This is a genomic window from Sulfurimonas hongkongensis, assembly GCF_000445475.1.
GTDB classification, from domain to species: domain Bacteria; phylum Campylobacterota; class Campylobacteria; order Campylobacterales; family Sulfurimonadaceae; genus Sulfurimonas; species Sulfurimonas hongkongensis.
Genome location: NZ_AUPZ01000010.1, coordinates 97,971 through 123,658, shown reverse-complemented (window position 1 = coordinate 123,658; position 25,688 = coordinate 97,971). Strand labels below are relative to the sequence as shown.

The window sequence follows — 25,688 nt, the reverse complement described above, 5'->3', positions numbered from 1 at the left end:
TTTTATTTCGTTTCAGCATCTATCATCATTTGAAGGGATGAGAATTGGGAGTTAACCCTACTTATCATTGCATCATAAGCGGTAAATCTTTTTGTCATTATTTCATACCTTGCATCAAGTGATGCCTTTGCCGCTGCATGACTTTTAGACAAGTTTGTAGCTTCGCTCTTTAAATTATTTTCAAAATTACTAAGCTGATTTCCATATCCGGTATAACTTTTTAGTTTATCATCTATAGTTGTAAAAATACCATCTACTCTGTTTCCCTCACTGTCGATACTTCCAGTAAAAAATTCCTCTACCCCATCAGGATCTGATTTTATTTTTTCATCTAAAGTTGCTTTGCTAAAGCTCATATGACCATTTCTATCTAAGTCTATGCCGTAATTTACCAAAGAATCACCATCTGAGCTAAGAGAAGTGATGGTTTTAGTTAAGTCCCTAGAGATAGACTTTACAAACGAGTCTCCGTTAAATATCCCCTCAGCACCAGTCTCTTTATCTTTTAAGGTCATATCGTGCAAGTTACTCATAAGTGTATTGTAACTATCTGTAAAGAGTTGTAGCTCATCGGCTACAACAGTAGTATCTTGTGAGATATCGACTAAAGAAAAATCTCCTTCCTCTTTTAGCTCAATATTTACACCAATTATAAGGTCACTTATTTCATTTGTAGATCTTTTAACTGTAATCCCATTGTATAAAAATTCTGAATCCCCAGCTGCTTGAATATTTTGATATCCATCAGGATTTGTGCCCGCATCATAAGCATCAAACATCCCACCTAATGTACCATTACCAATTGAACCATCATCAGTATCTTCTATGGTTATAGCTTGATTAGCACCAGTTTCCTTTGAAGAGAGCACAAGACTATACTTACCATCACCTGTTTGCAAGATAGAAGCTGAGATTCTAGCTCCAGCCTCATCAGTAATAGACTGAGCTAAACTCTCTAGTGTTGTAGTGTCATCATAGGCTATACCATAAGTTGATCCATCTATTGTTAGGTTTAAGACACCACTTTCCCCACTGCCGACCAAGGCCGATGATTTACCATCAAACTCTCCAAAGCTTGTTATGTCTTTTTTAGCAAGGGTTGTAGTCTCTAGTGTAAAAGATTCTACAGTTGCACCTGCATCCACCTCTACCTTTGCCTTACCACTACTTTCTACGGTTTTGTTATCAAAAATAGTATCAAAACTCAAAGCAGATGCATTCGCTTTAAAACTCTTCATAAGCGAATCTAGCAACTTATGAGCATCTTGTTTTTGGTTATTTTCAGTAATTTTGTTTTCTAAAGGCTTAACGATTCGAGCTTCATCAGCCTCTTTTAGCTGGTCGATAACATCTGCTGTTAAGACTCCCGAACCAATACCTAGTGAGCTAATACTTGAACCCATAATAAATCCTTTTTTATATAAAGTATAACACTATAATCGACTATACCCCAATTATGTTTAGAAAAAATTTAAAAGTATTCTTCTACACTTTATCTATCTAAACAAACAAATCGTCATCCAGAACTTGATTCAAGATACATTTTGATAATTCTTCAGAGCATTCTATTAACAAAACAGATGTAGTGCCGATATACTTTGCATGAAAGATATAAACGGTGGCAAGAAAGGACTAAATATGTATGGCAGCAACGCTCATAACACCTATGCACAAAATAATGTAGGCATAGAATCCCCAGCAAAACTTATAGAAATGTTGTACGAGGGTGTACTTCGTTTTAACGCTCAGGCAAAAAAAGCTATAAAAGATAAAGATGTTGAAAAAAAGGTCTATTGGACAAATCGTTCTATTGCTATAATAGTAGAGCTTCTCACTGTTTTAGACAGATCAGAAGGTAGTGTTGGTGCTTACTTAGATGGACTTTATAACTATCAAATTCAGCTTCTAACTACTGCAAGTTCACAGAGTGATTCAGACAAGCTTGATGAGGTTAGTAATGTCTTTAAAGGGCTTCTTGAAGCTTGGAGAGAGACTACTTAACATGTGGATAAATAAACTACAGATTGCCATTATAGAAAAAGATGCAGACAGCATAGATGCTTTAGTGCAAGAGGCTCCAAAGTTTGAAAATACAAAAGAGATAGAGCGTGCGATGTATCTTTTAAGAGAGGCGATGGAGCTCATCTATACTCTAAAGGATGAGACAGCTCTTACTATGAAACAACTCAAAAAAAATATTCGTTTCATAGAATCAACTCAGTCACAAACTCAAAACAGATTGGATGTTAAGTTTTAATTCTTAGTTGGTTTTTTCTTAGATATCCCAAAGTTTAAACTTCTTATAGTGTACTCACTCACAACCGCACCTTTTCTCAGTTGAAGTATGTGGGTGATGGCATCTGCTATATCTGATGCTAAGAGTCTCTCATCTTCTTTGCTACTTACATCAAAACGCAAATCATCATAAAAAGAACTTTTAGTCATATCTGGGTTTATGTTTACAACACTAAGCGAGCTTCTTCTTGTTTCTTCAAAAAGTGAGTCACCAAAAGCTCTTAGACCCGCTTTTGTAGCACTATAAACCCCTGCAAATTTACTAGACTTTATAGCTTCTATGGAGTTTATGTTTATAAGGTATCCACCGTTTGACTTTAGTGAGCGCAAAAGAGTATTTGATAAGAGCATTGCAGATGTTAGGTTTAAAAATGTCATATCTTTTATACTCTTAGCACTAAGCTCTTCATGAGGTTCAAACTTGCCAAATCCAGCACAATTTACCAAGATATAAACAGACTCACTCTTAAGTTGATCACAAACTATTTGAGTTGATATTTCATTTGAGAGATCAGCTCTGATGGCCTGAAAATCATCGCTACTAAACTCATCATCTTTTATACTTCTACTGATGCCAATAACACTAAACCCAAGCTGTAGAAGTCTTGAGCAAATTTCTTTGCCAATACCGCTACTAGCGCCACTGACTACTGCCTTTTTCTTCATCTCTTTGGTTTCTCTTTGTGAAGTAAAAAATGCGCATCATAAGCTAGTCTCATAACTCCGATGGTGTAGTTTGATGAACTATTATATCGCATGATTTTTTTAGCATACTCTCTAAAGTAGTCAAACTCTGATTTATCACAAGTAAAGCACTCCCTGCTTTTGTTGTGTTTGTTTTGTTTATAAACGAGAGAGACATTCTTATGCTCTCTTTCATGCTCAAAATCGTACCACTCTGCCTCTAACTTATCTATCTCTGGCATCTTACTCCAGTCTATAAGCGTGTTAAACTCTGCTTTTTTATTTAAGTAGTTGCTAGCTGAGACTATGGCGTCTTCCATCTTGGAGAGGTCTGCTACTTTAGACTTATAGCTATCCATATATATAAAGCTAAATGGCATAAACTGTGGGATACCAACCGCACCAGCATATGAACTTGCAAGATTACAAGACTCAGGTTCTACACCTTTTTTGTAGCAGTGTTTTATGATAGACTTCATATTGTTCTTGCCCATCTTAAGTAGCCACTCATCTCTTTTGGTTTTTACATCTATGTGGGTCACAATAGTGTTAAAGACTATAAAAGCATCATGAGTTGGCTTTATTTTACCAAGTCTTGTCTCTTTCATAAGTATAGCTGCGACAATTTCACGATTTACACCGTACTTTTTTTCACTGTGATCATAAACTTCGCTGTACTTTTTTAGATGTTCTACTATATCTGGGACATATTTTACTAAAACATTATTTGCTTTTTTCTCATTTTTTGTATGCGTTATGATGTGCTTAGGTTGGAGATATTTCCAACTTACTTCATCATACTTTTTGGTCTTAAAGTATGAGAGTAAAAACTTGTTAGCATACTGATATGAAACACCCTCTTTTATAAGTTGTTCACATACATCTTTGTAGTGTTTGTTTTTAAACTCACAGTTTGTATATTTTGCCCAGATGCTTGTGCTTAGTGTTAAAAGTAGTATTATTTTTATCATTTTATGTTCAGTTTCTCTATTCTCTCTACGGAGTCCATGATTCTCTCTACTGAAATATCCCCGTATTTTACAAGATGAAAGATAGTCTCAACCAACTCCTCTGGTGTGTTAGATGCTAACTGATTTGCAAAAAGAAGTACATCGACCCCTGCGTTTATACTATATAATATGGTGTCTTCTAAAGAGTAGTGTTTAGTGATGGCTGCCATCTGCAAGTCATCACTAATGATAACGCCTTTGTATCCAAGTTTTTCTCTTAGGAGTTTTGTATTTATCTTATATGAAAGAGTCGCAGGGAGTTTTAAGTCTAAAAATCTGTGAAAAATATGGGCAGTCATTATCATATCTACTTTGTTAGCTTCTATGAGCTTTCTGTAAGGCTCTAGCTCTTTTTTATCCCAAGTTCTTGTAACATCTACAAAACCCTGATGGGAGTCATCCAAAGATGAGCCATGACCTGGAAAGTGCTTTATAACAGAGATAACATTATGTTCTCTTAGAGAGTCCATAAAAATACCTGCATACTCACTAACTTTGTTCGTATCTGCCCCATAAGAACGCTCTAAGCCCACTATCACTTTGTTTTGTGGATTTAATGCAAGGTCGACAACAGGCGCAAAGTTACAGTTGATGCCATTGGTGTTTAGCATTTTAGAGAGTCTATCGTAACTCTTTTTTGCATCGTCTTTTGAGAGTTTTGAGACCTCTTTTGCGGATAAAAAAGCCTCAAATCCATCAGCCTCTTTTAATCTTGCAACTCTTCCTCCTTCTTGATCAACAGAGATAAGCAGAGGTTTTTTAGAAAAAGATTGCAGCTGAGTCGTTAGCTTCTTTAGCTGCTCTGGCGAGCTTATATTTTTTGTTTTATCTCTATCGTTGTAAAATTTATCAAACAAGATGACACCCAGCAAATCATAACGCACTATATCTTTTACAATCTGAGACTCTTTTGTAACACTACTCTCATCAAAGCCCACAACAAGCATGCGACCTATGAGTTGTTTTAGTTTTTCATCGCTTATCTCTTTAGCATCTAATGTCATGATACAAAGAAGAAGTATAAGTATATATTTCATTTTTTTGCCTTTTGTTTTAGTAGTCTATTTATATCATCTATCGCATTAAACACAAGAGACTTTGCAAACTCTTTTGTAATGTTTTGAGGTTCAAAGTGGTCTGAAACTATCTTAAATATATAGCTATTTTTTATACCTTTAGTAGCTTGTAAAAAACCATCTGACTCCATATCTACAAGAGTATAAATGCCCCTTTGTGAGATTTCATTATCTAGACAAGTTAGCTTATGCTTGCTTGCATCTACTAACTCGCCTATCTTAAAACTTTCATCTCCAGCGCATATTCCGACATTTAAGATTGTATCATCGTTTTGCATCTCTGAGACAACACGAGAAGCGACATCTTGCATATTTTGTTTTCCAACTCCACTAACCACAATAGTAACAGTTTCATTTTTTTTGCTCTTATCAAGTTTATATTTATCAACAAAAGCCTGCGCTTCACATTTTAAAGCACAGATTATATAAATCATCTTATTTCTCTCATAAAAAAGATTATAACAAAAAACTTTGCTATTGGTAAAAGTTTTGATATAATTTCATCGCTCTTCTTTAGACCTGTGCAATGGTGTTTTGAGACAATGTGTCAGGGTAGGAATACAGCAGCACACCTTAAAGCGTTATGTGCCGCAGTAATCTGGGGAAGGGCACTTTTTCATATACTTTTAAACAACTCCCACTTTATCATTTATCTATTAAACTCTAACAAAATTATAAGCCAAACAGGCGAAGCTCATCGTGGAGAATGCCATTGGTTAGCATTCCTAAAAGCCTCACTTCCGAAAGCCATGTTAAAGTTTTGAGTCGCTGGCTCCCATGCTCCGCGTGGGAGTCTATATATATAACTGTAACTCAAATATATATGAGTTCCTACGCAGAGCGTTGGAACTAGAGAAAAGCCACACAACTTTGTCAATCCTCTCTATATTTACTTATTCCACACGGTTGATTTGGTTTTGGTGGATTGTCCCTTAAGTATGTTAAGTCTTCTAGTGTTTGAGTGAGGACTCTTTTTTGTTGTAGTATTGGAAGCATTAAATTATCTTTTTCATTTAGAGGAATGCTCCAGTCTATTAGTATCTTTTGTACCTCGCCATCAAGCTCATCGAGGGCGTTTTGTATGTGTTTTATCGAATTCATAAAGCTATTGTAGCAAAATTTCAGACTTTTTTGGGTATAATCCCAGTTCCAAATTAAAAGGAGTCATCGATGCCAAAAATGAAATCGGTAAAAGGCGCTGTAAAGCGTTTTAAAGTTAAGAAAAATGGAACTGTTAAACGCGGAACTGCGTTTAGAAGCCATATCTTAACAAAACAAGACGCTAAAACTCGTCGTAAGCAAAACGCACCAAAAATTGTGTCAAAAGCTGATGAGGCAAATGTTAAGGCTATGATTAATTAATCAAAGATTAATTATCGTAAATCTCCAGTTATATAACTGGGCAAGACCACTAAAGAGGTGGCACCTTGATCGCAAGAAGCGGCTAGGTAAAGAAAAAGGAAAAATATGCCAAGAGTAAAAACAGGTGTTGTTCGTAGAAGAAGACACAAAAGAATATTAAAACTAGCAAAAGGTTTTTATAGCGGTCGCCGTAAACACTTTAGAAAAGCTAAAGAGCAAGTTGAGCGTTCATTAGTATATGCTCATCGTGATCGTAAACAAAAGAAAAGAGATTTTCGTAAACTATGGATCATCCGTATCAACGCGGCTGCTCGTTTAAATGGAATGAACTACTCTACATTTATGAACGGTATTCACAAGTCTGGCATCACACTTGACCGTAAAATTTTAGCTGATATGGCGATGAATGATGCAGCAGCATTTAGTGCAGTTGTAGACGCGTCAAAAGCAGCACTTAGTAAGTAGTTTTGCTAAAAACTTCTTGAGTTTTTTAGCTCAAGAAGTTTTAAACTTTGTGTAAAAAAAGTACAGAGTTGCCTTTTTCGTTATAGTAAATCCCAAGTGACGCACTTCTTGATAAAAAAACACCCCTTCCACTAAAAGACTTCACATCTCTAAAAATTTTACTTAGTATTTGAGTATCAAAGCCATCTCCTTCATCTTCTATCTTAGTGATGATAAAACTAAAAGAGTTATGCTCAATCTTGCTGATGGTTACCTCTATTTTTTTAGTGCAACCCTTTTGTAGTTCTATAAGAGTGTCTAAGTATCTATCTTCTTCTATAAGAGTATGTTTTTCTTGTGTATCTAAGGAGAGATTTCCATGCTCGTAAGCGTTCATAAAGAGCTCACTAAAGACGATACCCGCTCTATATATAAGATTGGTATCATCGGTCAAACTCTCCCACACTGCTCTATAGTACTCATTTGCTTCATCAATATCTTCTAAGGTTGTATTGAAATCTCTTTGAGATATTACACTCTCAATGCTATTGTTGATATCTGTAAACTCACACTCCATAAAAAACTTTGTTAGACTCTAAATTTACTAAGTTCATTTTGAAGTCTCTCTGAGTCACTTGAGAGTATTTCGACACTACTTTGAACTTCCGTTCTATGTTTAATATTTTCATTTGAGAGCTGTATAATCTCGTCCATATTCGCTATAAGCTCTTTTGTTTTTGTAGCAATATAAGTACTTTGGTGCATAACATTTGTTGACTTTTGAGATGTTACTAAAAGGTTCTCTTTTGTCTCTTGAGAGTTGCTTATTAGTTCTTGTGCTGAGCCAGAGATATGTTGCATATTCTCTGATGTTTTGTTTGTCTCTTCTGATATCTCTACAACATTTTGAGTTATAAGGTTTACATTTGCACTAATCTCACCAAGTGACTTTTGGGTTCTCTCGGCAAGTTTACGGACTTCATCAGCAACAACAGCAAAACCTCGTCCATGCTCGCCTGCACGTGCTGCTTCTATAGCGGCATTAAGAGCTAAAAGATTCGTTTGATCTGCTATATCTGAGATGATAGCAAGCACATCTTTGATGTTTTTAGCTTGTTCTGTAAGTGAAGATACTTTTTGAACTAAGTCTTCTTGTTGCTCGCTTCCCTCATCGATAGACTCAACCACATGGTCGAGTTTAGATATAAAGTTATCAAGAACGCTAAAAGTTTTGTTCAGATCTTCTGTAACTGTTATAGAAGCCTCTTCAACAGCGTCAAGCCTTTGTCCTACCTCTGAGACAAGAATATTTATGTTTGTAATTTTACCATCAGCTACTTCACCATTTTTAGTCAAATCTATAACAACATTGCCCAGTTTTTGACTTTGATCTATCGTAGCTAAAGATACAGACTTGGCTTCGTTTACACTCTCTTTAAAAGCTATTATCATAACATTTATAGCTCTTGAGATTTGAGATATCTCATCTTTGCCCTCAACTATAATATCGCAAGTCAAATCAAGATTATCAGAGACGCAACGAATCTTCTCTAGCGAACTTTTAACACTTCTGTTTATGCCTCTTGAGATTAAAAAAATGATAAAAAATATCACAATTGCAAAAGCACTATAACTAGCAAGTGTTGTAATCACAACTCTTTTTGAAGCTGCTTCTACTTCCTCAAGGAGCTTTGTATTTAGCTTTGCTAGTTCATCATCTACCTCTTTTAAAAGGTTTATTTTATTAGTAATTGTCTCAAACCATTTAACACTATCAACTCCAAAACCACCCTCAAATGCTCTTGATTTTGCTATTTGACGCATCTTATTTACTTCATCAACCACGCTTGATTTCATTTTAGTCTCATAAAAATCTTTTGAAGAGTCCGTAGCCATTGCTAAAAAAGAGTCTAGATATGCATCTTGTTCTGCAACTAAGGTCATCCACTTAGCAAACATCTCATCGCCAAACTTATCTGCTGCAAAAGTAGCACTAAGAACCGCTCGCTCTACACCAGCTCGCTCTTTTGATTTTAAAAAATTAGTATAAGCATCAAGTGCTTTTACAAGCTCTTGTGTACTAGCGAGTTTTGCACTAAGTGCTATGACGTTTAAAATCTTAGCATTCATATTTGTATAGTAAGCCACTACATCTTTAGTGCTAATCTCTAGAGATTCTACTTTTGAGCGAATTTTCTCAATTTTACTCATATCTTCGTTAAAGTTTGTTATCTCTTCTTGAAGAGATTTTGGAAATGAAGCAAAATCGAGACTAGATGCATAAGCACTAAGTTCTTTATTTCTTTTTGTAGTTAGTGCTCTTTGTTTTGGCAATATATCTGTAAATTTTGTACCTTTAGAGCCTATATATCCAGCACTTGCACCTCTCTCTTTTTGTGTTTCATGTATAAGCAGTGAGAGTTTTTGAGAGAGTATGTTTAGCTCTTTAGCCTGTTCTAATACACTCTTTTCTTGCATAGCTTTAATAGCAGATAAAGCTATGATAATAAGAGCAAAAGATATGACTATAGTAGCAATGAGGTTTAGTTTAAACTTTATGCTCATACTAAGCCTTTCTTGCCTTAAAAACTGAGGTTAGGTTAAGGTCATCTATGAGGTTTAGTAGCTGCTCATTTCCTACGCGCATATCTATATTTATCTTATCTTTTAGAACTAGCTTGTTAAAGTATCCAATAACAGAAGATGTAATAGAGAGAGAATCAACTATGTTTATAGTTATACTTTTATGATCAGCAACAACGCCATCAACTAAGCTCTTGATTTGAGAAAAATCACTTATGCTTTTTATATTTCCAGTAATATCGATAGTGTTTGCAGATGATGTTATCTCCATCTTAAATCTCCTTGTTTTTAAGTCTATAGTTTATAATGATAAGCTTTAATTTATCATGAATCCTTGATCCTAAGCATCCACTCCTTCATCTTCTTCTCATATCCAACATCTTTTAAATCTACAAACTTCAGAGGTTTTGATAAGTAGTCTTGTTTTACATAACCACCAAAGTCATGCGGATACAGATAGCCGATATTTTTTTGAGTAATGTTTTTTGGGATTTCAAGCATCAGACCATCATTTATAGCTTGCTCGGCTTTGTTTATGGCTAAGTATGCAGAGTTTGATTTTGGAGATGCACAGAGGTAGATGACAGCTTGAGCTAAGATGATTTTAGCTTCAGGATAGCCGATTTGTGAGACACTTGTGAGAGTTGAAGTTGTGAGTGTTAGTGCTTGAGGATTTGCATTTCCTACATCTTCACTAGCAAGGATTACAAGTCTTCTCGCTATAAAAGCAGCACTCTCCCCACCATCTATAAGTCTAGCTAAGTAGTAGATGGCAGCATCTGCATCAGAACCTCTGATGGACTTAATAAGAGCGCTCGTTAAGTCATAATGAACACCAGCCTCACTGCTTCCAACACTCAATGCATTTGGTCTAAGCGACTTTAGAAGCTCTAGAGTAATATGAGTTTTGATGCTTGATGCAAACTCTAAAAGCTTTAGCATCGAGCGAGCATCACCTCCGCTACTAGCAACTAGATACTCGCTTGCATCTTCATCAATCGCTAGTCCTGCGTGCTTTATGGCTTTTTCTAAGAGTTTGAGTAGTGAAGAGTTTTCTATGTATTTTAACTCAAAGAGCATAGAACGAGAGCGAATGGCAGAGGTTAGAGAGAAAAAAGGATTCTCTGTTGAAGCGCCCATGATAAGAACTGTGTTGTTTTCCATCACCGGAAGTAATACTTCTTGTTGATTTTTTGACAAACGATGCACTTCATCTATAAAAATCAGTGGCTTTTGTAGAGTATTTTTATACTGCTCAAAAATCTTTCTTAATTGTTCTACTTTTAGCGAAGTAGCATTAAACTCATAAAAAGGTAACTCCATTTTTTTAGAAATTATCCTAGCAATAGAAGTCTTTCCACACCCAGCAGGACCATAAAAAAAACTATGACCAAGAGAGAGCTTTTCACACAAAATTCTAAGTGGGGCATCTTTGTCGCTTAAATGCTCTTGACCCATTAACTCATCAAAAGAACTAGGCCTTAGAAGATGCGTAAAGTCCACTTTATTTTGCTCGCTCTTTTTCTTTTTTCTTTACTTCTTTCATAAAGGTGTAGAGTGCAGAGTACTCGCTTCTTGAGAGAAATCTAACTTTTCCTGTTGGGAGATTGTTAAGTTCTATCTCTGCAAAGCTTACTCTTTTTAAGTCTGCAACCTCTGCTCCAAAGTGAGCAAAAAATCTTCTTATCTCTCTGTTTTGACCCTCAGCTATGGCAATTTTTAAGACAGAATAGTTTTGCTCACTCTTATGAATCTTATAACCTATAAAAGGTGAAAAAGTCATGCTTGTTATCTTAGAGTGAGAGTGTCCACCCGCGGTTGCATCGCTTAACTCTAAACCGTTCATCATCGCATCTTCCATCTCTTTTGTGATAGGACCTTTGATTTTCACCTTATAAACTCTCTCAAGGTTTGAGTTCATAAGCGCTGATGCAACCTTTGAAGCATCTGTAAGGAGCAAAAGCCCCTCAGTTGCAAAGTCAAGTCTTCCGATGGGAACAAAGTGCTTGTACTTTTTCTCTAGTGAGTCATAGATAGTTTTTCGCCCTCGTGGGTCACTCTTAGTTACAAGCTCACCTTTTGGTTTGTTGTAGACTATAACCGTGTATTTGTCTCGTGTAGTAATCTGTTTTCCACTTACATAGACGATATCTTCGCCCTCAACAACTTGAGTAGCTGGGTTGTCAACTATCTCGCCGTTTATTCTTACATAACCATCTTGAATGGCCTTGTCTGCCTCACGGCGAGAGTAGCTTGAGTGGTGTGCAATGTATTTATTTAGTCTCATCTTTACGAGATTCCTTTTTCTATAAGCGTGTGAATGTGTAGTACGCCTTTTATCTTTTTATTTTTGTTTGTTACTACTAAGAGTTGTATCTTCATCTCTTCGATAAGCACAAGAGCTTCACTTGCTAATATATCTTCATCATCAAGAGTTTTTGGACTCATTGTTGCGTACTTTAAGATGTTGTCTTCTAGTGAGAAATCATCCTCTAAAAGAGCGCGACGAATGTCGCCATCACTTACAAGTGCTATGAGTTTGTTCTTATCATCTACTATAAGAACGGTACCTAGTCTTCCTTGTGAGATCTCGACTATAGCGTCTTTTACTTTTGTATCTTTTTTGATGATAGGGAGGTTATCTTGTCTCATAAGGTCTTTGACTTTTATAAAAAGCTTTTTACCTAATGCACCACCTGGATGAAAAGACGCAAAGTCACTCTTTTGAAAGCCTCTTGCTCTCATTAAGCAAACTGCTAGAGCATCCCCTAAAGCTAAAGTCAGAGTTGTGGAACTTGTAGGCGCACTATCAAGTGGGCAAGCCTCTTTTTTTACAACTACATCTATCACAGCATCGCTATATTTTGCTAAGGTTGAATTTCTATCTCTTGTCATCCCGATAAGTGGAGTTTCAAACCTTCTAACATGCGGAAGTATCGAGCTTAATTCTTCACTCTCTCCACTATAACTAATGGCTAGAACAACATCATCTCTGCTAATCACACCCAAATCACCATGAAGTGCTTCTGTAGGGTGTAAGAAAAAACTAGGAGTTCCAGTAGATGCAAATGTTGCAGCTATTTTTGCTCCTATGAGTCCGCTCTTTCCAACGCCCGTTACTATAAGTTTTCCTTTACAGGCAAGTATAGTCTCAACAGCTCTGACAAAGTCATCAGTGATGTTTTTTGAAGCATCTAGTAGTGTAAGGGCCTCTATGTTTAAAGTCTCTTGTGCAATCTCTTTATAATTCATAGTGCGATTATATCGTTTTTAGCTTCATATGTGTATAATTCTTGTATGAAAAAAATAGTGATTTTGTTTAGTGGTGATGGTTTTAACGCCCAAAATATTGTAAGAAAAATGCACAACAAAAAATGTGAAGTGGTTTGTGGAATCTCAAATAAACGAGATGCAAAAGGACTTTTAAAACTCCAAGATTTAGGCATAAAAACAGAGGTCTTAGAGCATGCTGGATATGATTCAAGAGAGAGTTTTGATAAAGAGCTTATTAAACTCATAAACAAACACGAGCCCGACTTAGTAGTCCTTAGTGGCTTTATGAGGATCCTAAGCTCTGTCTTTACCTCAAACATAAAAGCGATAAATCTTCATCCATCTCTTCTTCCAAAATACAAAGGTGCAAAAGCGATAGAGCAGAGCTATTTGAGCCAAGACAAAGAGTGTGGAGTAAGTGTACATCATGTAAATGGCGAACTTGACGGTGGGGAGATTATTTTGCAGAAGAGTTTTCTAAGATGCAAAGATGAAACTATGGAGAGTTTTACCCAAAAGATAAAAGAACTTGAATACTCCATCATGCCAGAGGCGATAGAGAGGGTTTTGGATGCAAAGAGTTTTTGACGAAGTGGCATCTCTTGATGAGAGATGCTACAAGAAATTCGGACTCAGTGAAGATTTGCTGATGGAACATGCGGCAGAGGGGATGGCTTCTTACATAAGAGAGAATTTTAAAAGAGATGCAAAGGTCATTATAGTTTGTGGAAGTGGTAACAATGGAGCAGATGGCATCACACTTGCAAGACTTTTGCACGGAGATTATGAGGCTTGCATCTACTATGCAAAGAGGCCAAAATCAGAGATGGCACAACTGCAAAAAAAACGATGTGATGCTATTGGCGTTAAAGTTATAGACTCACTAGAGAGATGCGAGGTTTTAGTAGAGTCCATAGTTGGAACTGGTTTTAGCGGAGAGTTTAGTGATGAGTTAAAGAGTCTAATCTCCCAGATGAATGAAAATAGTGCTTTTAAAATAGCTTGTGATGTTCCATCTATCGGTTTTTACGCTGATGTAACTCTTACTATGGGAGCCTTAAAAAAGTCTATGTTTTTAGATTCGCAAAAAGAGTTTGTAGGAGAGATAAGAGTTTTAGATTTGGGAGTCTCAAGAAATATCTATGAGACGGACCCATCGTGGCATCTACTTGACTTTGAAGATATGCTTTTACCAAATAGAGAGAAGAAAAACACTCACAAAGGAAGTTTTGGACATCTAGTACTTGCTTGTGGGCAAAAGAGTGGAGCTAGCATCTTAAGTGCAAAAGCAGCTCTTAGGTTTGGAGCTGGTTTAGTAACTCTTATGGGTTATGAAAACACACAAATCCCACACACTATAATGTACTCACACGCTATGCCATACAATGCAACTGCACTAGCTTTGGGAATGGGTTTGGGAGATGAGTTTAGTGACATAGAACTTAGTGAATTTTTAGACAATTTCTTGCCTCTTATAGCAGACGCGGATGTTTTTCATATGGAGATTATAAAAGAGATACTAAAAAGAGATAAGATAGTTTTAACTCCACATGCCAAAGAGTTTGTAGCACTGCTAAAGAGAGTCGGCTTAGCAGATATAAGTGTAGATGAGCTTCAAAGTGAGCGATTTTTTTATGTTGAGCTTTTTACTAAAGAGTATCCTCATGCAACACTTATCTTAAAAGGCGCAAATGTTATCATCGCCAAGGGTGATGAGTTTTTTATAAATCCACACGGCACATCAGCACTTGCAAAGGGTGGAAGCGGAGATGTTTTAAGTGGACTCGTAGGAGCACTTCTAGCTCAAGGCTACACACCACTTGAAGCTGCAAAGAGTGCATCTTTGGCACATACCGCCTTAGCACAAAGTTACAAAGGTGCTGATTTTTCTCTTACAGCGGATGATTTGATAGATGCAATAGGTAAGCTGTAAGAAAGTCTATGTTATAAATTTTCTCTAGTTCTAACGCTCTGCGTCGGAACTCATATATATCTGAGTTACAGTTATATATATAGACTTCCACGCGGAGCATGGGAGTCAGTTATAAGTACTAAGACAAAATAAAATTAAGGAAATAAACAAGATGGATAATATTTTAAAGATTGGAAAGTATGAGTTAGGTTCTCGTTTGATAGTGGGAAGCGGAAAATATAAAGATTTTGAGACTACAAAACAAGCAACTTTGGCATCTGGGAGTGAACTAATCACAGTAGCTGTTCGCCGCTTAAATATTACAAACCCAGACAAAGAGAACCTGCGTGACACATTTGCTGGCACAAACGTAAATTTCCTACCAAACTCCGCTGGATGTGTCACCGCCGAAGAAGCCATTACAACTTTTAGACTAACTCGCGAGGCTACAGGGATAGACCTGATAAAACTTGAAGTTATAGGCGATACAGAGAAGACTCTATACCCTGATGTTTTAGAGACTATCAAAGCTTGTGAGGTTCTCTCAAAAGAGGGTTTTACCATCATGGCATACACTTCTGATGACCCTATCATGGCTAAAAGACTTGAAGATGCGGGTGCTCACGCTATCATGCCGCTAGCTGCTCCTATTGGTTCTGGACTTGGGATTCAAAACCCTTATAATATCGTCTTTATCCGTGAAGCGGTAAGTGTACCAGTTATAGTAGATGCGGGGATAGGTTGTGCCTCAGATGCGGTCTATGCAATGGAACTTGGAGCTCATGGAGTTTTAACAAACTCAGCGATTGCCTGTGCACAAAACCCTATGATGATGGCAGAAGCTATGAAACATGCTATAGTTGCTGGTAGGATGAGTTATCTATCTGGTAGAATTGCAAAAAGACCTTATGCAACAGCATCAAGCCCAGTAGATGGAATGATTCAGTTTTAGTTAATTGAGTGCTCTGAACAATTATTAAGGTAGATCCTGAATCAAGTTCAGGATGACGGTTTGTTTGTTCAGGATGACGGTTTGTTTGTTCAGGATGACGCGTGTCCCGTCATTCCGTGCTTGACACGGAATCTAGTTTATAAATTAATCAGAAGGTTCAATTTACTAAAGGAGCAAACTCCTTTAGTAAGATAGCTTACTTAACAATGACTTTATTTCTACCTGCTTCTTTGGCCTCATAGAGTGCTTCATCAACTCTTTTTACAAATGACTCTTCACTCTCACCGTCTCTATACTCTGTAACACCAAGAGATATAGTGATCTTTCCAACAGTCTTAAAAACATGCTCTTGCACTCTAGTTCTTAGTTTTTCTCCAAGTACAGAAGCATGAGTAACAGATGTTGCTTGTAGTGTAATCATAAACTCTTCTCCACCCCATCTAGCAGCTATATCCCCTGTGCGAATAGTAGAAGTTATGATATTTGCTATATCTATAAGTACCTTATCTCCTGTGTCATGTCCATATGTATCATTTACCCTTTTAAAACGATCTATATCTAAAAATATTATAGAGAGTGGTGCTGAGATGGTGCTTGATAGTTCTATTGATTTTTTCAAAACTTCATTTAGTTTATTTCTATTAAAAAGATTTGTTAAAGCATCTGTAGAAGCCATATGTTCTAACTCTTTTATTTTGACATACTCATTTGTAATCTCATCAAATGTAATTAGATAGAGTGCTTTATCCTCTGTTTTTATCTCTTTTGCAGAAGGTCTAAAATATCTATATATACCTTTTTTTTCTATGCAAACTTTTAGATTTTTGCTATCTTGTTCTTTTACAAGATACTCTATCCAATGGATGCCATCATTATATGTTTGAATGAAGTTTTTATTATCTTCTACATACTCAAACAGATCAGACATGTATTCATAGTCTTTTTTAAATTCTTCTATAGAGGGATAGCCAGTAAAATCAAGCACCGTCTTGTTAGCATATATAACATCTTTACCATCTGCTAGCACTATAAAACTAGCGTCTATATCAATAATCTCTTGTAAGAGTTGCTTGGTGGACTCTATCTCTTTTGTTCTATGCTCTACTTCATCTTGGAGCTTTTGACTATATCTTAGTTGTTTAAAGATGAGTAAAAATACACTAAACAAGAAAATGACTACAAACACTTTCAACAGAACTACCCTAGTTTTTATAGATGAAGTAACTTTAGCATACTCTTTAGAGTCTAAACTAACACTTATCCCACCTCTAACATCACCGAGTTTATAGCCCTGATGTTTATGACAAGGAAGACAGTAGTTAGTTGTAACTAGTGCTCCCATATAGTTAAAATTAGAATCCTCCCCTATCTCATAGTACTCTTTTTCATCTGTTTTTTCAAAATATTTGAGCGCTCTCTCTTCAAAAGGTGTAGCTTTGTTGTCTGGGTTTATGAGCTTAAGACTCGTGATACGAAAACGAAAACCATCTATGTTGGAGATTTCAGACAGCTGTCTAGACATCCATGCAGGATTTATCTTTATAAGTGTAAGATTTTCATCAACTTTTAAAATATTGTCTCTTAAAAAAGGATTTGGTTTTTGACCCTCTTTGGGTATAGCATAAACCCCGCCATAACTTGCGTTCCATACTCTAGTGTTTACTTGGTCTTTAAAATGCGTTTGAGCTTGTTTTATAAGAATCTGCTTTTGAAGCTCTATATTTTTTTTACTAAAAACATCTATAAAATAAAAAGAAGTCAAAAGCGATACTATAAAAACAGCACCAAGCACTATGTATTTGTTAAATTTTGTCATTTGTGAATTATAACAAATAGTTAAGCTACTTCTTCTTAAACCTCAATCTTTTTAGATAGATGAGTCATAAGCAGAAGTTGTCCCATCCCCTCAAAAAATCTATCGACTCCCATATCTTTAGCATCTACTGACTTTTTAAGAGCACTATAAAAGACAAGCCTAGACTCCTCAGATGCACTCATGAATGTCTCTATAATGTAAGTAAAACTAAGTGTATGGATTTTTTCATTTACCTCAAAATCTATGGTAGAAGTCTCATCTATCCCTTCATCTATAAGAATCTGTTTGCATTTTTGCTCTAAGGTGTTTTTCATTAAATAATCTCCAGTAAAGAGAGTAAAAGTAGTATCATCGCCACAGGCGTTATATAGCGAAGTGAAAAGTACCAAACTTTAAATGCTACAACTCCAAACTGATGTTTTACAATAGACTCCACTCTTTGCTTCTCAACTGCAAAGCCAATAAAAAGGGCCATAACAAGTCCAGCAAGAGGTAACATGATGGAAGTGGCAATATGGTCCATCCAGTCGAAAAAGTTCCTACTTCCAAAGCTAAGCAACTCTTTGTAAGCATCTGTATTTGACAAAAGAGCAACTATACCAAAGAGATAAAAGAACAAGCCCATAGAGACAGATGCTCTTAATCTACTCCACTTAAACCTATCTATGAAGTACTCTATCATGGGCTCTACCAAAGAGACGGCAGATGTCAAGCCTGCAAAGGCAAGGGCTATAAAAAACAAAATTGCAAAAAAATTACCAATAATACCCATCTCAAAAAAAACAGTAGGCAAAGAGATAAAGACTAAACCTGGACCTTTAGCAGGGCTTGAGCCATACTCATACAAAAATGTAAAGAGCATCAGACCTGCAATGATGGCTATAACTGTGTCTAGTAGTGTTATCCAAATAGCATTTTGAACAAGATTTGAGTTTTTTGGCATAGACGCTGAATAAGTAAGAATAGCTCCCATACCAAGCGAGAGTGTAAAAAAGGCATGTCCAATAGCCGTGATAAATACTCCAGAGTCTATCTTATCCCATTTAGGAGCAAACATAAACTCTAAAGACTGTGAGAAAGCGTCGAGAGTAGTAGCGTAAGCAAACATCCCTAATATTATGATCATAAGTGTTGGCATTAGTAGTAGATTTAACCTCTGAATGCCTCCTTTGATGCCCTTTGTTAGTATATATGTAATGATCAAAAATACTAAAGTATGATAAAAGAGTTGAGTTGAAATATCTGAGTAAAGCATTGTTGTAAATGTGCTCTCAGCCTCCTGTATGGATGATGGAAGTGAGGTTGTAGAAGTTACAATGTAGTGCAATATCCAGCCGATGACCACTGAGTAAAAAGTCATGATAAAAAGCCCGGTCACACTTTGAAAACCAGCAAATTTCCAGATATTTTTATGTTTTGGTGCAAGAGATTCAAAAGAGCTTACACCATCTTTTCTTCCCATGTAACCTATAAGCATCTCGGATATAAGTATAGAAAAACCAATGAGCAAAACGGTTACTAAGTATATAAGAACAAATGCTCCACCGCCACTCTCACCTGCAATATATGGAAACTTCCAAATATTTCCAAGCCCAACAGCACTTCCCGCAGCTGCTAATATAAACCCTATTCTACTAAATCTTGCTATCTTCATATGTAAAAAACCCTTTAAAAGCAGACAATTATACTGCAAAAACCAATTATATAAAAGAAATGAGATAAAAGCATTGACATTTTAAAAGTAATTGACTATAATTTCGCCTCATTAATCAGCTACAAGATTGGTTAATGTACAAGTGTCGGGGTGTAGCTCAGTATGGTTAGAGTACCTGGTTTGGGACCAGGGGGCCGAAGGTTCGAGTCCTTTCACCCCGACCACTTTTATGTCTATGAAATTATGGTGAGATTAGCTCAGTTGGTTAGAGCACTGGTTTGTGGTGCCGGGGGTCGCGGGTTCGAATCCCGTATCTCACCCCACTATAATAAATATAAAAACTTTTAAATAAATAAAATGATAGTAGCGTCCGTGGCTCAACTGGATAGAGTTTCGGATTTCGGCTCCGAGGGTTATAGGTTCGAATCCTATCGGGCGTACCATTTATTTGAACGATAAATGAACAAAGTCCATTTATCTACGCTAGCCGCTTGGGCACTGAAGCTTTGGTTTTTAAGAAAAACCAAGAGTTATTTAAAAGCAAGAACAAATCCGTTTTGTTACGCTAGCCGCTTGGGCACTGAAGCTTTGGTTTTTAAGAAAAACCAAGAGTTATTTAAAAGCAAGAACAAATCCGTTTTGTTACGCTAGCCGCTTGGGCACTGAAGCTTTGGTTTTTAAGAAAAACCAAGAGTTATTTAAAAGCAAGAACAAATCCGTTTTACTAAGCTAGCCACTGAGGCACTAAAGCTTTTACTTTTAAAGTATAAAAATTAAAATTTCAGAAAACATGCCTCCTTAGCTCAGCTGGATAGAGCAACGCCCTTCTAAGGCGTAGGCCACACGTTCGAATCGTGTAGGGGGTACCATTTATTATGCTAGCCGCTAAGGCACTAAAGCTATGGTTTTTTAGAAAAAATCAAAATTAAAGTAAGATAAAGAAATATAAACTATAATTCTACTCTTATTAAAATAATCACATGCGGATGTGGTGAAATTGGTATACACGCCAGACTTAGGATCTGGTGCCGCAAGGCGTGGAGGTTCAAGTCCTCTCATCCGCACCATCCCTTAAATACGGGACTTCAAGAGATTTAACTCTCACTTTAAGAAAACTTAAAAATCAACTTTTTACTACTTTTTTACTACAACCCTGAGTCTTTAGCCAGTATAAATTTGTACTACTAATTTTTTTTCTTCAAAATAACTCTTCAATTTTCAAAGCCGATGATACAATATGAACCCCAATGAAATAATTTACTAAAAAATGACACCTTCTGAAAGACAAAAACCCTTTATTAACATCTGCCTAGATTTCTAATATTATTAGCCCGTTACAATTTGACTGTTTGAGCTTTCAAACCTTTTGCATAAATGAAAAACTCATACCAAAGATTATCAAGCTTTAACCTAGCAACTCTACTGCCTTTGATGATAGGTTCTTGATCGTGTTGAAGCTTATATTTTACTTCGATCAGTTTGCATATGCATCTTTAACACTAAAATCTGATGTTGCTGTTTTTTTGCCAACTTGAACTTTTACAGGCTTGCCAAATTCATCACGATAATTGATGTAATAAGAGATATCGCCATTTTTTAGTTCATTTATCCAAACACCTTCGTATTTGCCGCCTGCTGGTTTTAATGCCATATATAAAACCTTTTATTTAAACTTGATTATCTGGATGATAGCAAAGAAGAAATCTTTACTCCAAATCTCCAGCTCTTTTTCATCATATATAAAACGATGCACATCTTGTTTTGCTAATTCAATATCAAGTGTATCCACTCTTTTTTGTAGGAGGTTTACAAGAAGTTCTGGAGTATATAATTCTATCTCTTTGGGTAACTCTACTTCGGTATCTTGTAGAGCTTTACAGCTCTGAATTAAGCGAGTTGCTAGATGCGTTAAGTCTACTTGATATTTGTTTTGAATATACCAAACCATATCATACCAGTCACGCCCTTTTGGTCTATTTTGCCATCCACGACATAAAACGGCATGAAGCTTGCCCGCGAATAATGAAGAAGGCTTCATGCTTCTTACCATAAAAGGGGTAGGTGTTAAATGCAGTTTTTGCTCCTCTTGGAAGTTAAGAGGTGGCTCGGTATCTACTTCAAATTTAATTTTTAATAGTTTACCTGCATTAAAACTTTTGACAATATCCTCAGGAGCATTAATAGCAAGAAGGTGTTTAATTGTATTGCCTTTGATAAATGCAGATTGCACTGCACTTTGCTCTTTTACCTTTGTCTCAATTTGAGCTTCAAAACCATAAGTTTTTAGTGTTTGAAGTACAGCTTTTTCATATTTACTCAGATCAAATGATGGATCAGGTTTAAGTAGTGAAAAATCAAGATCTTCTGAAAACCTTGGCAGACCATATAGTATTCTAAGTGCAGTGTCACCATAAAATACTGCATGATTGAAAAAACTTGCATCACTTAGTGCGTATAAAACGATCTCTTGTAATATCTCTCGAAGAGCTTCATATGGATCGTCTTTTGAAAGATCATAATTTTGTAGCATTGCTGTAATGTGTGGATGTGTATTAGCCATCTTTTTGCCTTTTTTTAATTCTTGCTGTCATATCGCGTAATTTAGGCGAAGAATAGGCAAAAGAAATTTTCCATAAAAGTGTTGTATCTAGGTTTTCTAACTCTTTAAGTTCTATACGAAGATCATCTTCAAGATATTCTAATATCTCATCTTTTTTTATATCAGCAATTCTTTTATCAGCATAGACTTGATCACATAATGCTTTCTCAGCTGTTGCAATCATATAACCACCATCATGCTCATCATATTTCCAATCAATTCCTATAGAGTACGCATTTGATGGAATTTTTTTATAGCTAAATGTCCCTATATCTGTAGCGTATGTTTCAGGGCGATAGGTTGTAGCAGAAGTAACTGTATAGACTCTTTCTGGTATCAAACCGTGATAAGACAATGCATATTCATAGGAGACATAAGACGGTTTATGGATTATGTTCGCTATAGCGATAAGGTTCAAAGGGTAACTTCTATAATCTGCACCAAGAGCATAAACTCCTCTTTTGAGACGAATAAGTTCCCCTTTTTTAATCATACTGTTAATTTTTTTCGTAGGTTGGGCATATTCTTGTTCTAAGATAGGTTTTAGCATCTCAGCTGTAAAAACATTCAATCCGATAAGTTTTTTGAGTTGAACAATATTCATGTTGTTATTATACATTCTTAATTTAAATTAAGCAATAAATATATAAAAAAAGCATATTTAGTAACTTTATTGTTATTGTTAAGCTTAAATTTTTTTAATATGCACTGAATAGCTTTCATATCATATGACATAAAAGTTGTAGCAAATTTGAGGAGTAACAGTTACTTTCAAGTTTTTGCACATTAAAAAAAGATATAATTTTGTTAATGAGCCTTAGGTTCACCCGAAGATATAAGTAGGGATTGCCTCTCTCACTCTGTGATGATGATGCCTGAGGTATTGACACTTCAAACTCTTGAAATATTATTGTACAATCTTACTCATGAATTTACAAATCACACAAAAATTATCAGATAAGCTAAAACGAACACTTATTGATGTTGACTCATTGTCACATAATGATATAGATGTTTTTCATTGTAATCTTCTAAAATTTGGAAGATATAATTGTGTATTGATCACTAATAATAAAACTTTGTACTCATTTTTCTTGTTTGGATTAAAAGCTGACGATTTTAAACATTTTGAAGAGGTTGTGAGAGAAAGAGTATTTAAACTTTTAATAGAGAGTGGATTAGCTCAAAGTCAGTTTGAAAAAATCTTAGAAAGTATGGAAATAATCAACTACTCCAAAACTTCAAATAGAAGTGTTGTTGCTTCAATGAATGATATGAAAAGACAGATTGAAAGTTATTTAGAGATAGGCAATGATATATACGAAGTCAATAGAAAGTTAAATAAAACGCCCTATAAAGCTATTGGCTATAAGTATCCTGTAAAATTATTTAGTGAAATGTTAAAAAGCTAAATAATCCCGTAATATACCTAGTAATTTAACTCGTAAAGATAATGATTTAATAAATTAATTGATGCATTTAAAAACCAATATTTAAGGACTCTAGCTGAATTTATTTCTCATAATTTATCTCGTAAAAGTTGCAATAAAATAGAGAAAATAAATATAATGACATCAAGGATGGATAAAATGTTAATATCTCCAATTATGCCTTATAATTTAAAAGGACAGATAAAGCCAGAATTATTAGAGCTTGCAGAAAAAGTTTGTATAGAAAGTGCAAAGATTGCAAGTGGATATAACCAATATGTTGTAAATGCTTTTAGGGATGTTTTGCGGATTACAAACAGCTACTATTCAAACAGAATCGAAGCTCAAAGTACACACCCTATAGATATTGAAAAAGCTATGCTGAAACAATTCTCAGATGATTCAAAAGAAAAGGCACTGCAAGAACTTTCAGTTGCACATATCAAAACACAAGAGTTTGTTGAAGGCTACTCTATAGAGCATAGTGTAATTGATAGAAACTTTATAAAAGAGATTCATCGACTGTTTTACTCTAGTGAAGGCATGGAAAAATTTACAAAACTAGAAAAAGAAAATGAACTCATAGAGATGATACCCGGTGAGTTCAGAAACAGAGATGTTAAAGTAGCAAATCATATCGCACCTGCTTATGATGTAATAGATACAGTTTTTAACTATTATGAAAAAGAGTATAGCTCAGCATATACTAGCTCCACAAAAGCAATAAAACTACTTGCTGCACTTAGTTCTCATCATCGCTTAGTGTATCTTCACCCTTTCTTAGACGGAAACGGAAGGGTTTCAAGACTGCATCTTGATGCAATGTTCTGGAATATGAAGCTTGAAGGTTACGGGCTGTGGAATATATCAAGAGGACTAGCAAGGGATGTTAAAGAATACCAAACACACCTGTCTTATGCAGATATGAAGCAACAAGGTGCAACTGATGGTAGAGGTGAATTATCACTTAGAGGGCTTGAGGGCTATTTGAAATATATGCTTGAGATATCATTGGACCAAATTGAATTTATGGGATATAGTTTGCGACTTGATCAGCTCAATGAAAAAATCAGAAAATTTGTAAGATTTTCGCAAGAGGGGATGTTTCATAAAAGAGAACCTCTCCCTAAATATTCTGAACTACTGTTTTCTCATCTATTGTTAAATGGTGAACTAGAAAGAAAGTATGTGCCTTTGGCCATAGGCAAAAGTATAAGTACCGCAACAAAACTCGTAAGCACTCTAACGAAAATGGGCTATCTAGAAAGTGAACATAGTAAAGCACCACTTCGATTGAAAGTAAATTCGTTCTTTGCTTCGCAGATAATTCCGGAGCTTATTCCCCAAAAAGTAGATTGATGGTTTTTCTAAAATCATATTTTTACTACAGTTTTTACTACAAAATTTGAAAAACAATGAAAATTTAAAACCTTTTATAAATCCCTAAATATAGGGATTTTGAAAGGAAATGAAACAGTTTAAGAAAAGATGAAAAACACTAAAAAATAGACTTAGGATCTGATGCCGCAAGGCGTGGAGGCTCAAGTCCTCTCATCCGCACCATCCCTTAAATACGAAACTTTAAGAGCTTTAGCTCTCCTTTTATTTATCTATTGCTTGTATATAGCACGCTATTGCGTAGCCGTGATTTAATCCTAGGGCTATACTTCCACCTCTCTCCTGAGTTATGTCTCCAGCTACAAAAAGTCCTTTAATATTTGTCTCATAATTCTCATCATGAACAGGTTTTCCATCTATCTCTTCTATACCAGACGCACTTAAAAAACCACTCGGAGTAGTCCCACCTATTGCAAACACTACTCTATCAAAGATCTCAGGCTCTATCTCTCTATATATAACTTTTACTCTGCCATCTACATCCTCAAGCCCATCTATGTTTATACCAAGTATTGGTCTTACCTCTTTGTGGATGATGGCATTTGCTATATTTGTCTGATTTGTAGGATTTGCTCGTCTGAATGTCTCTCTTCTATAGCAGATAGCTACATCATTTTTTTCACTCAAATCAACCGCATACTCAACCGCACTGTCTCCACCTCCGACTATAAGAATCTTCTCACCCTCACTGCAACTCTCAAGAGTATAAACTATCTTGTTTTTTATCCCCGGAGCAATTGGATACTTGGGTTTATTAACCTTTCCCATTCTACCAATAGTCACAACAACATTTTTAGCTCTAATCATTTTGCCAGCCATATTAACCTCAAAATAGTGCTCTTTTTTAATAATGGACTCAACCTCGACATGAGTTTGAAGCTCAACTGAGTGGCGATCTAGGAGCTGGTCAAAGAAGTCTAATGTGGTCTCTTTTGTGCCATCTACAAAGAACAGTCTGCCATCTAGCTCAACCTTTTGACCCTTCCAGTCTTTATCTACTCTTTTATTATCTTTGTAATATTTTCTGATCGTAGAGTTATGGTTTTGGTCTTTTTCTAGTAAGACTATATCTCTTATACCTTGCATATAGCTCTCAATAGCAGTCGCTATTCCCGCAGGACCCGCTCCTATTATCGCTAGATTATATAGATGACTCATTAAAACTCCTTATATTTGTAAAATATTTTAACATATTTTAGT

General features: G+C 35.8%; 28 protein-coding genes, 5 tRNA genes and 1 other RNA gene. 15 read left to right on the top strand and 19 right to left on the bottom strand.

Features of this window, described 5'->3' with window-relative positions:
* Window positions 1-2: 2 nt before the first annotated feature.
* Entirely contained in the window at window positions 3-1,403 is a 1,401-nt protein-coding gene (fliD, locus tag M947_RS20165; RefSeq protein WP_021287944.1) for a flagellar filament capping protein FliD, read from the bottom strand.
* A 235-nt stretch (window positions 1,404-1,638) separates the two neighbouring features.
* Here fliD and fliS point away from each other — a divergent pair, with 235 nt between their 5' ends.
* Together fliS and M947_RS20155 are read left to right on the top strand one after the other, a co-directional pair.
* Window positions 1,639-2,001: a flagellar export chaperone FliS gene (gene fliS / locus M947_RS20160; RefSeq protein WP_021287943.1), complete on the top strand. Its 363-nt coding sequence runs from the start codon at window positions 1,639-1,641 to the stop codon at window positions 1,999-2,001.
* A 1-nt stretch (window position 2,002) separates the two neighbouring features.
* Window positions 2,003-2,257 (top strand): hypothetical protein, encoded by a 255-nt coding sequence (locus M947_RS20155; RefSeq protein ID WP_031348061.1) that lies wholly within the window; start codon window positions 2,003-2,005, stop codon window positions 2,255-2,257.
* Here M947_RS20155 and M947_RS20150 read toward each other — a convergent pair.
* The 4 genes from M947_RS20150 to M947_RS20135 are packed head-to-tail and all read right to left on the bottom strand — an operon-like array spanning window position 2,254 to window position 5,499.
* Complete coding sequence (locus tag M947_RS20150) at window positions 2,254-2,961, bottom strand: SDR family NAD(P)-dependent oxidoreductase (protein WP_021287941.1); 708 nt, start codon at window positions 2,959-2,961, stop codon at window positions 2,254-2,256. The genes M947_RS20155 and M947_RS20150 overlap by 4 nt on opposite strands.
* Window positions 2,958-3,950 carry a lytic murein transglycosylase gene (locus tag M947_RS20145; protein ID WP_021287940.1) on the bottom strand — a complete coding sequence of 331 codons (993 nt, stop codon included), beginning with the start codon at window positions 3,948-3,950 and terminating at the stop codon, window positions 2,958-2,960. The genes M947_RS20150 and M947_RS20145 overlap by 4 nt, the downstream gene beginning before the upstream one ends.
* Window positions 3,947-5,026: a glycoside hydrolase family 3 protein gene (locus tag M947_RS20140; RefSeq protein WP_021287939.1), complete on the bottom strand. Its 1,080-nt coding sequence runs from the start codon at window positions 5,024-5,026 to the stop codon at window positions 3,947-3,949. Before M947_RS20140 ends, M947_RS20145 begins: the two co-directional genes overlap by 4 nt.
* Window positions 5,023-5,499: a nucleoside phosphorylase-I family protein gene (locus tag M947_RS20135; RefSeq protein WP_021287938.1), complete on the bottom strand. Its 477-nt coding sequence runs from the start codon at window positions 5,497-5,499 to the stop codon at window positions 5,023-5,025. Before M947_RS20135 ends, M947_RS20140 begins: the two co-directional genes overlap by 4 nt.
* 76 nt (window positions 5,500-5,575) lie before the next feature.
* Here M947_RS20135 and ffs point away from each other — a divergent pair.
* Window positions 5,576-5,673: signal recognition particle sRNA small type (gene ffs, locus M947_RS23390), an RNA gene on the top strand.
* 265 nt (window positions 5,674-5,938) lie between these two features.
* Here the strand turns inward: ffs and M947_RS20125 are convergent.
* A complete protein-coding gene (locus tag M947_RS20125; protein ID WP_021287936.1) occupies window positions 5,939-6,166 on the bottom strand; it encodes a hypothetical protein in 228 nt (75 codons plus the stop codon).
* 69 nt (window positions 6,167-6,235) lie between these two features.
* Here M947_RS20125 and rpmI point away from each other — a divergent pair, with 69 nt between their 5' ends.
* A complete protein-coding gene (rpmI, locus tag M947_RS20120; RefSeq protein WP_021287935.1) occupies window positions 6,236-6,427 on the top strand; it encodes a 50S ribosomal protein L35 in 192 nt (63 codons plus the stop codon).
* 105 nt (window positions 6,428-6,532) lie between these two features.
* Window positions 6,533-6,892 carry a 50S ribosomal protein L20 gene (gene rplT / locus M947_RS20115; RefSeq protein WP_021287934.1) on the top strand — a complete coding sequence of 120 codons (360 nt, stop codon included), beginning with the start codon at window positions 6,533-6,535 and terminating at the stop codon, window positions 6,890-6,892.
* Window positions 6,893-6,932: 40 nt separating this feature from the next.
* Here rplT and M947_RS20110 read toward each other — a convergent pair whose 3' ends face one another.
* The 6 genes from M947_RS20110 to M947_RS20085 are packed head-to-tail and all read right to left on the bottom strand — an operon-like array spanning window position 6,933 to window position 12,706.
* Complete coding sequence (locus M947_RS20110) at window positions 6,933-7,448, bottom strand: ATP-binding protein (protein ID WP_021287933.1); 516 nt, start codon at window positions 7,446-7,448, stop codon at window positions 6,933-6,935.
* Between the two features lie 11 nt (window positions 7,449-7,459).
* Window positions 7,460-9,436, bottom strand: coding sequence for a methyl-accepting chemotaxis protein (locus M947_RS20105; RefSeq protein ID WP_021287932.1), 1,977 nt, complete (start codon window positions 9,434-9,436; stop codon window positions 7,460-7,462).
* 1 nt (window position 9,437) lies between these two features.
* Window positions 9,438-9,725 (bottom strand): hypothetical protein, encoded by a 288-nt coding sequence (locus tag M947_RS20100; RefSeq protein ID WP_021287931.1) that lies wholly within the window; start codon window positions 9,723-9,725, stop codon window positions 9,438-9,440.
* A gap of 53 nt (window positions 9,726-9,778) precedes the next feature.
* Window positions 9,779-10,957 (bottom strand): replication-associated recombination protein A, encoded by a 1,179-nt coding sequence (locus M947_RS20095; RefSeq protein WP_021287930.1) that lies wholly within the window; start codon window positions 10,955-10,957, stop codon window positions 9,779-9,781.
* A 1-nt stretch (window position 10,958) separates the two neighbouring features.
* Complete coding sequence (locus M947_RS20090) at window positions 10,959-11,741, bottom strand: pseudouridine synthase (RefSeq protein ID WP_021287929.1); 783 nt, start codon at window positions 11,739-11,741, stop codon at window positions 10,959-10,961.
* Between the two features lie 2 nt (window positions 11,742-11,743).
* Window positions 11,744-12,706 carry a KpsF/GutQ family sugar-phosphate isomerase gene (locus M947_RS20085; protein WP_021287928.1) on the bottom strand — a complete coding sequence of 321 codons (963 nt, stop codon included), beginning with the start codon at window positions 12,704-12,706 and terminating at the stop codon, window positions 11,744-11,746.
* A gap of 45 nt (window positions 12,707-12,751) precedes the next feature.
* Between M947_RS20085 and purN the strand changes: the two genes are divergently transcribed.
* From purN to M947_RS20070, 3 genes are all read left to right on the top strand, one after another.
* Window positions 12,752-13,315, top strand: coding sequence for a phosphoribosylglycinamide formyltransferase (purN, locus tag M947_RS20080; RefSeq protein WP_021287927.1), 564 nt, complete (start codon window positions 12,752-12,754; stop codon window positions 13,313-13,315).
* Window positions 13,299-14,660, top strand: a complete 1,362-nt coding sequence (locus M947_RS20075) for an NAD(P)H-hydrate dehydratase (protein WP_021287926.1) — start codon at window positions 13,299-13,301, stop codon at window positions 14,658-14,660. Before purN ends, M947_RS20075 begins: the two co-directional genes overlap by 17 nt.
* 151 nt (window positions 14,661-14,811) lie before the next feature.
* The gene (locus M947_RS20070) at window positions 14,812-15,591 is read left to right on the top strand and encodes a thiazole synthase (RefSeq protein WP_021287925.1); all 780 of its coding nucleotides are present in this window, start codon (window positions 14,812-14,814) and stop codon (window positions 15,589-15,591) included.
* A 196-nt stretch (window positions 15,592-15,787) separates the two neighbouring features.
* On the opposite strand, the gene M947_RS20065 is transcribed toward M947_RS20070, so the two are convergent.
* From M947_RS20065 to M947_RS20055, 3 genes are read right to left on the bottom strand one after another with little or no spacing between them, the layout of a single operon-like run.
* Window positions 15,788-17,407, bottom strand: a complete 1,620-nt coding sequence (locus M947_RS20065; RefSeq protein WP_021287924.1) for a diguanylate cyclase — start codon at window positions 17,405-17,407, stop codon at window positions 15,788-15,790.
* 35 nt (window positions 17,408-17,442) lie between these two features.
* Window positions 17,443-17,721 carry a hypothetical protein gene (locus M947_RS20060; protein ID WP_021287923.1) on the bottom strand — a complete coding sequence of 93 codons (279 nt, stop codon included), beginning with the start codon at window positions 17,719-17,721 and terminating at the stop codon, window positions 17,443-17,445.
* Window positions 17,721-19,061 (bottom strand): sodium-dependent transporter, encoded by a 1,341-nt coding sequence (locus tag M947_RS20055; RefSeq protein ID WP_021287922.1) that lies wholly within the window; start codon window positions 19,059-19,061, stop codon window positions 17,721-17,723. Before M947_RS20055 ends, M947_RS20060 begins: the two co-directional genes overlap by 1 nt.
* 146 nt (window positions 19,062-19,207) lie before the next feature.
* Here M947_RS20055 and M947_RS20050 point away from each other — a divergent pair.
* From M947_RS20050 to M947_RS20030, 5 genes are all read left to right on the top strand, one after another.
* A tRNA-Pro gene (locus M947_RS20050) sits at window positions 19,208-19,285 on the top strand.
* Between the two features lie 22 nt (window positions 19,286-19,307).
* Window positions 19,308-19,384: transfer RNA gene (locus tag M947_RS20045), tRNA-His, on the top strand.
* 43 nt (window positions 19,385-19,427) lie between these two features.
* Window positions 19,428-19,504: transfer RNA gene (locus tag M947_RS20040), tRNA-Arg, on the top strand.
* Between the two features lie 349 nt (window positions 19,505-19,853).
* Window positions 19,854-19,930, top strand: a tRNA-Arg gene (locus M947_RS20035).
* A gap of 113 nt (window positions 19,931-20,043) precedes the next feature.
* A tRNA-Leu gene (locus M947_RS20030) sits at window positions 20,044-20,128 on the top strand.
* Window positions 20,129-20,535: 407 nt separating this feature from the next.
* Here M947_RS20030 and M947_RS23455 read toward each other — a convergent pair.
* Genes M947_RS23455 through M947_RS20020 form a run of 3 tightly spaced genes read right to left on the bottom strand, consistent with a single transcriptional unit; the run spans window position 20,536 to window position 22,279 of the window.
* On the bottom strand, window positions 20,536-20,712 hold the full coding sequence (locus M947_RS23455) for a hypothetical protein (RefSeq protein WP_021287921.1): 177 nt from the start codon (window positions 20,710-20,712) through the stop codon (window positions 20,536-20,538).
* Between the two features lie 12 nt (window positions 20,713-20,724).
* A complete protein-coding gene (locus M947_RS20025; protein WP_021287920.1) occupies window positions 20,725-21,621 on the bottom strand; it encodes a nucleotidyl transferase AbiEii/AbiGii toxin family protein in 897 nt (298 codons plus the stop codon).
* A complete protein-coding gene (locus M947_RS20020; protein WP_156022382.1) occupies window positions 21,614-22,279 on the bottom strand; it encodes a type IV toxin-antitoxin system AbiEi family antitoxin domain-containing protein in 666 nt (221 codons plus the stop codon). The genes M947_RS20025 and M947_RS20020 overlap by 8 nt, the downstream gene beginning before the upstream one ends.
* A 307-nt stretch (window positions 22,280-22,586) precedes the next feature.
* On the opposite strand from M947_RS20020, the gene M947_RS20015 reads away from it, so the two are divergent.
* Entirely contained in the window at window positions 22,587-23,072 is a 486-nt protein-coding gene (locus M947_RS20015; protein ID WP_156022381.1) for a DUF6933 domain-containing protein, read from the top strand.
* 177 nt (window positions 23,073-23,249) lie between these two features.
* Complete coding sequence (locus M947_RS20010) at window positions 23,250-24,449, top strand: Fic family protein (protein ID WP_021287917.1); 1,200 nt, start codon at window positions 23,250-23,252, stop codon at window positions 24,447-24,449.
* A gap of 243 nt (window positions 24,450-24,692) precedes the next feature.
* Here the strand turns inward: M947_RS20010 and M947_RS20005 are convergent, their stop codons facing one another.
* Window positions 24,693-25,646, bottom strand: coding sequence for an NAD(P)-binding domain-containing protein (locus M947_RS20005; RefSeq protein ID WP_021287916.1), 954 nt, complete (start codon window positions 25,644-25,646; stop codon window positions 24,693-24,695).
* Window positions 25,647-25,688: the final 42 nt, after the last annotated feature.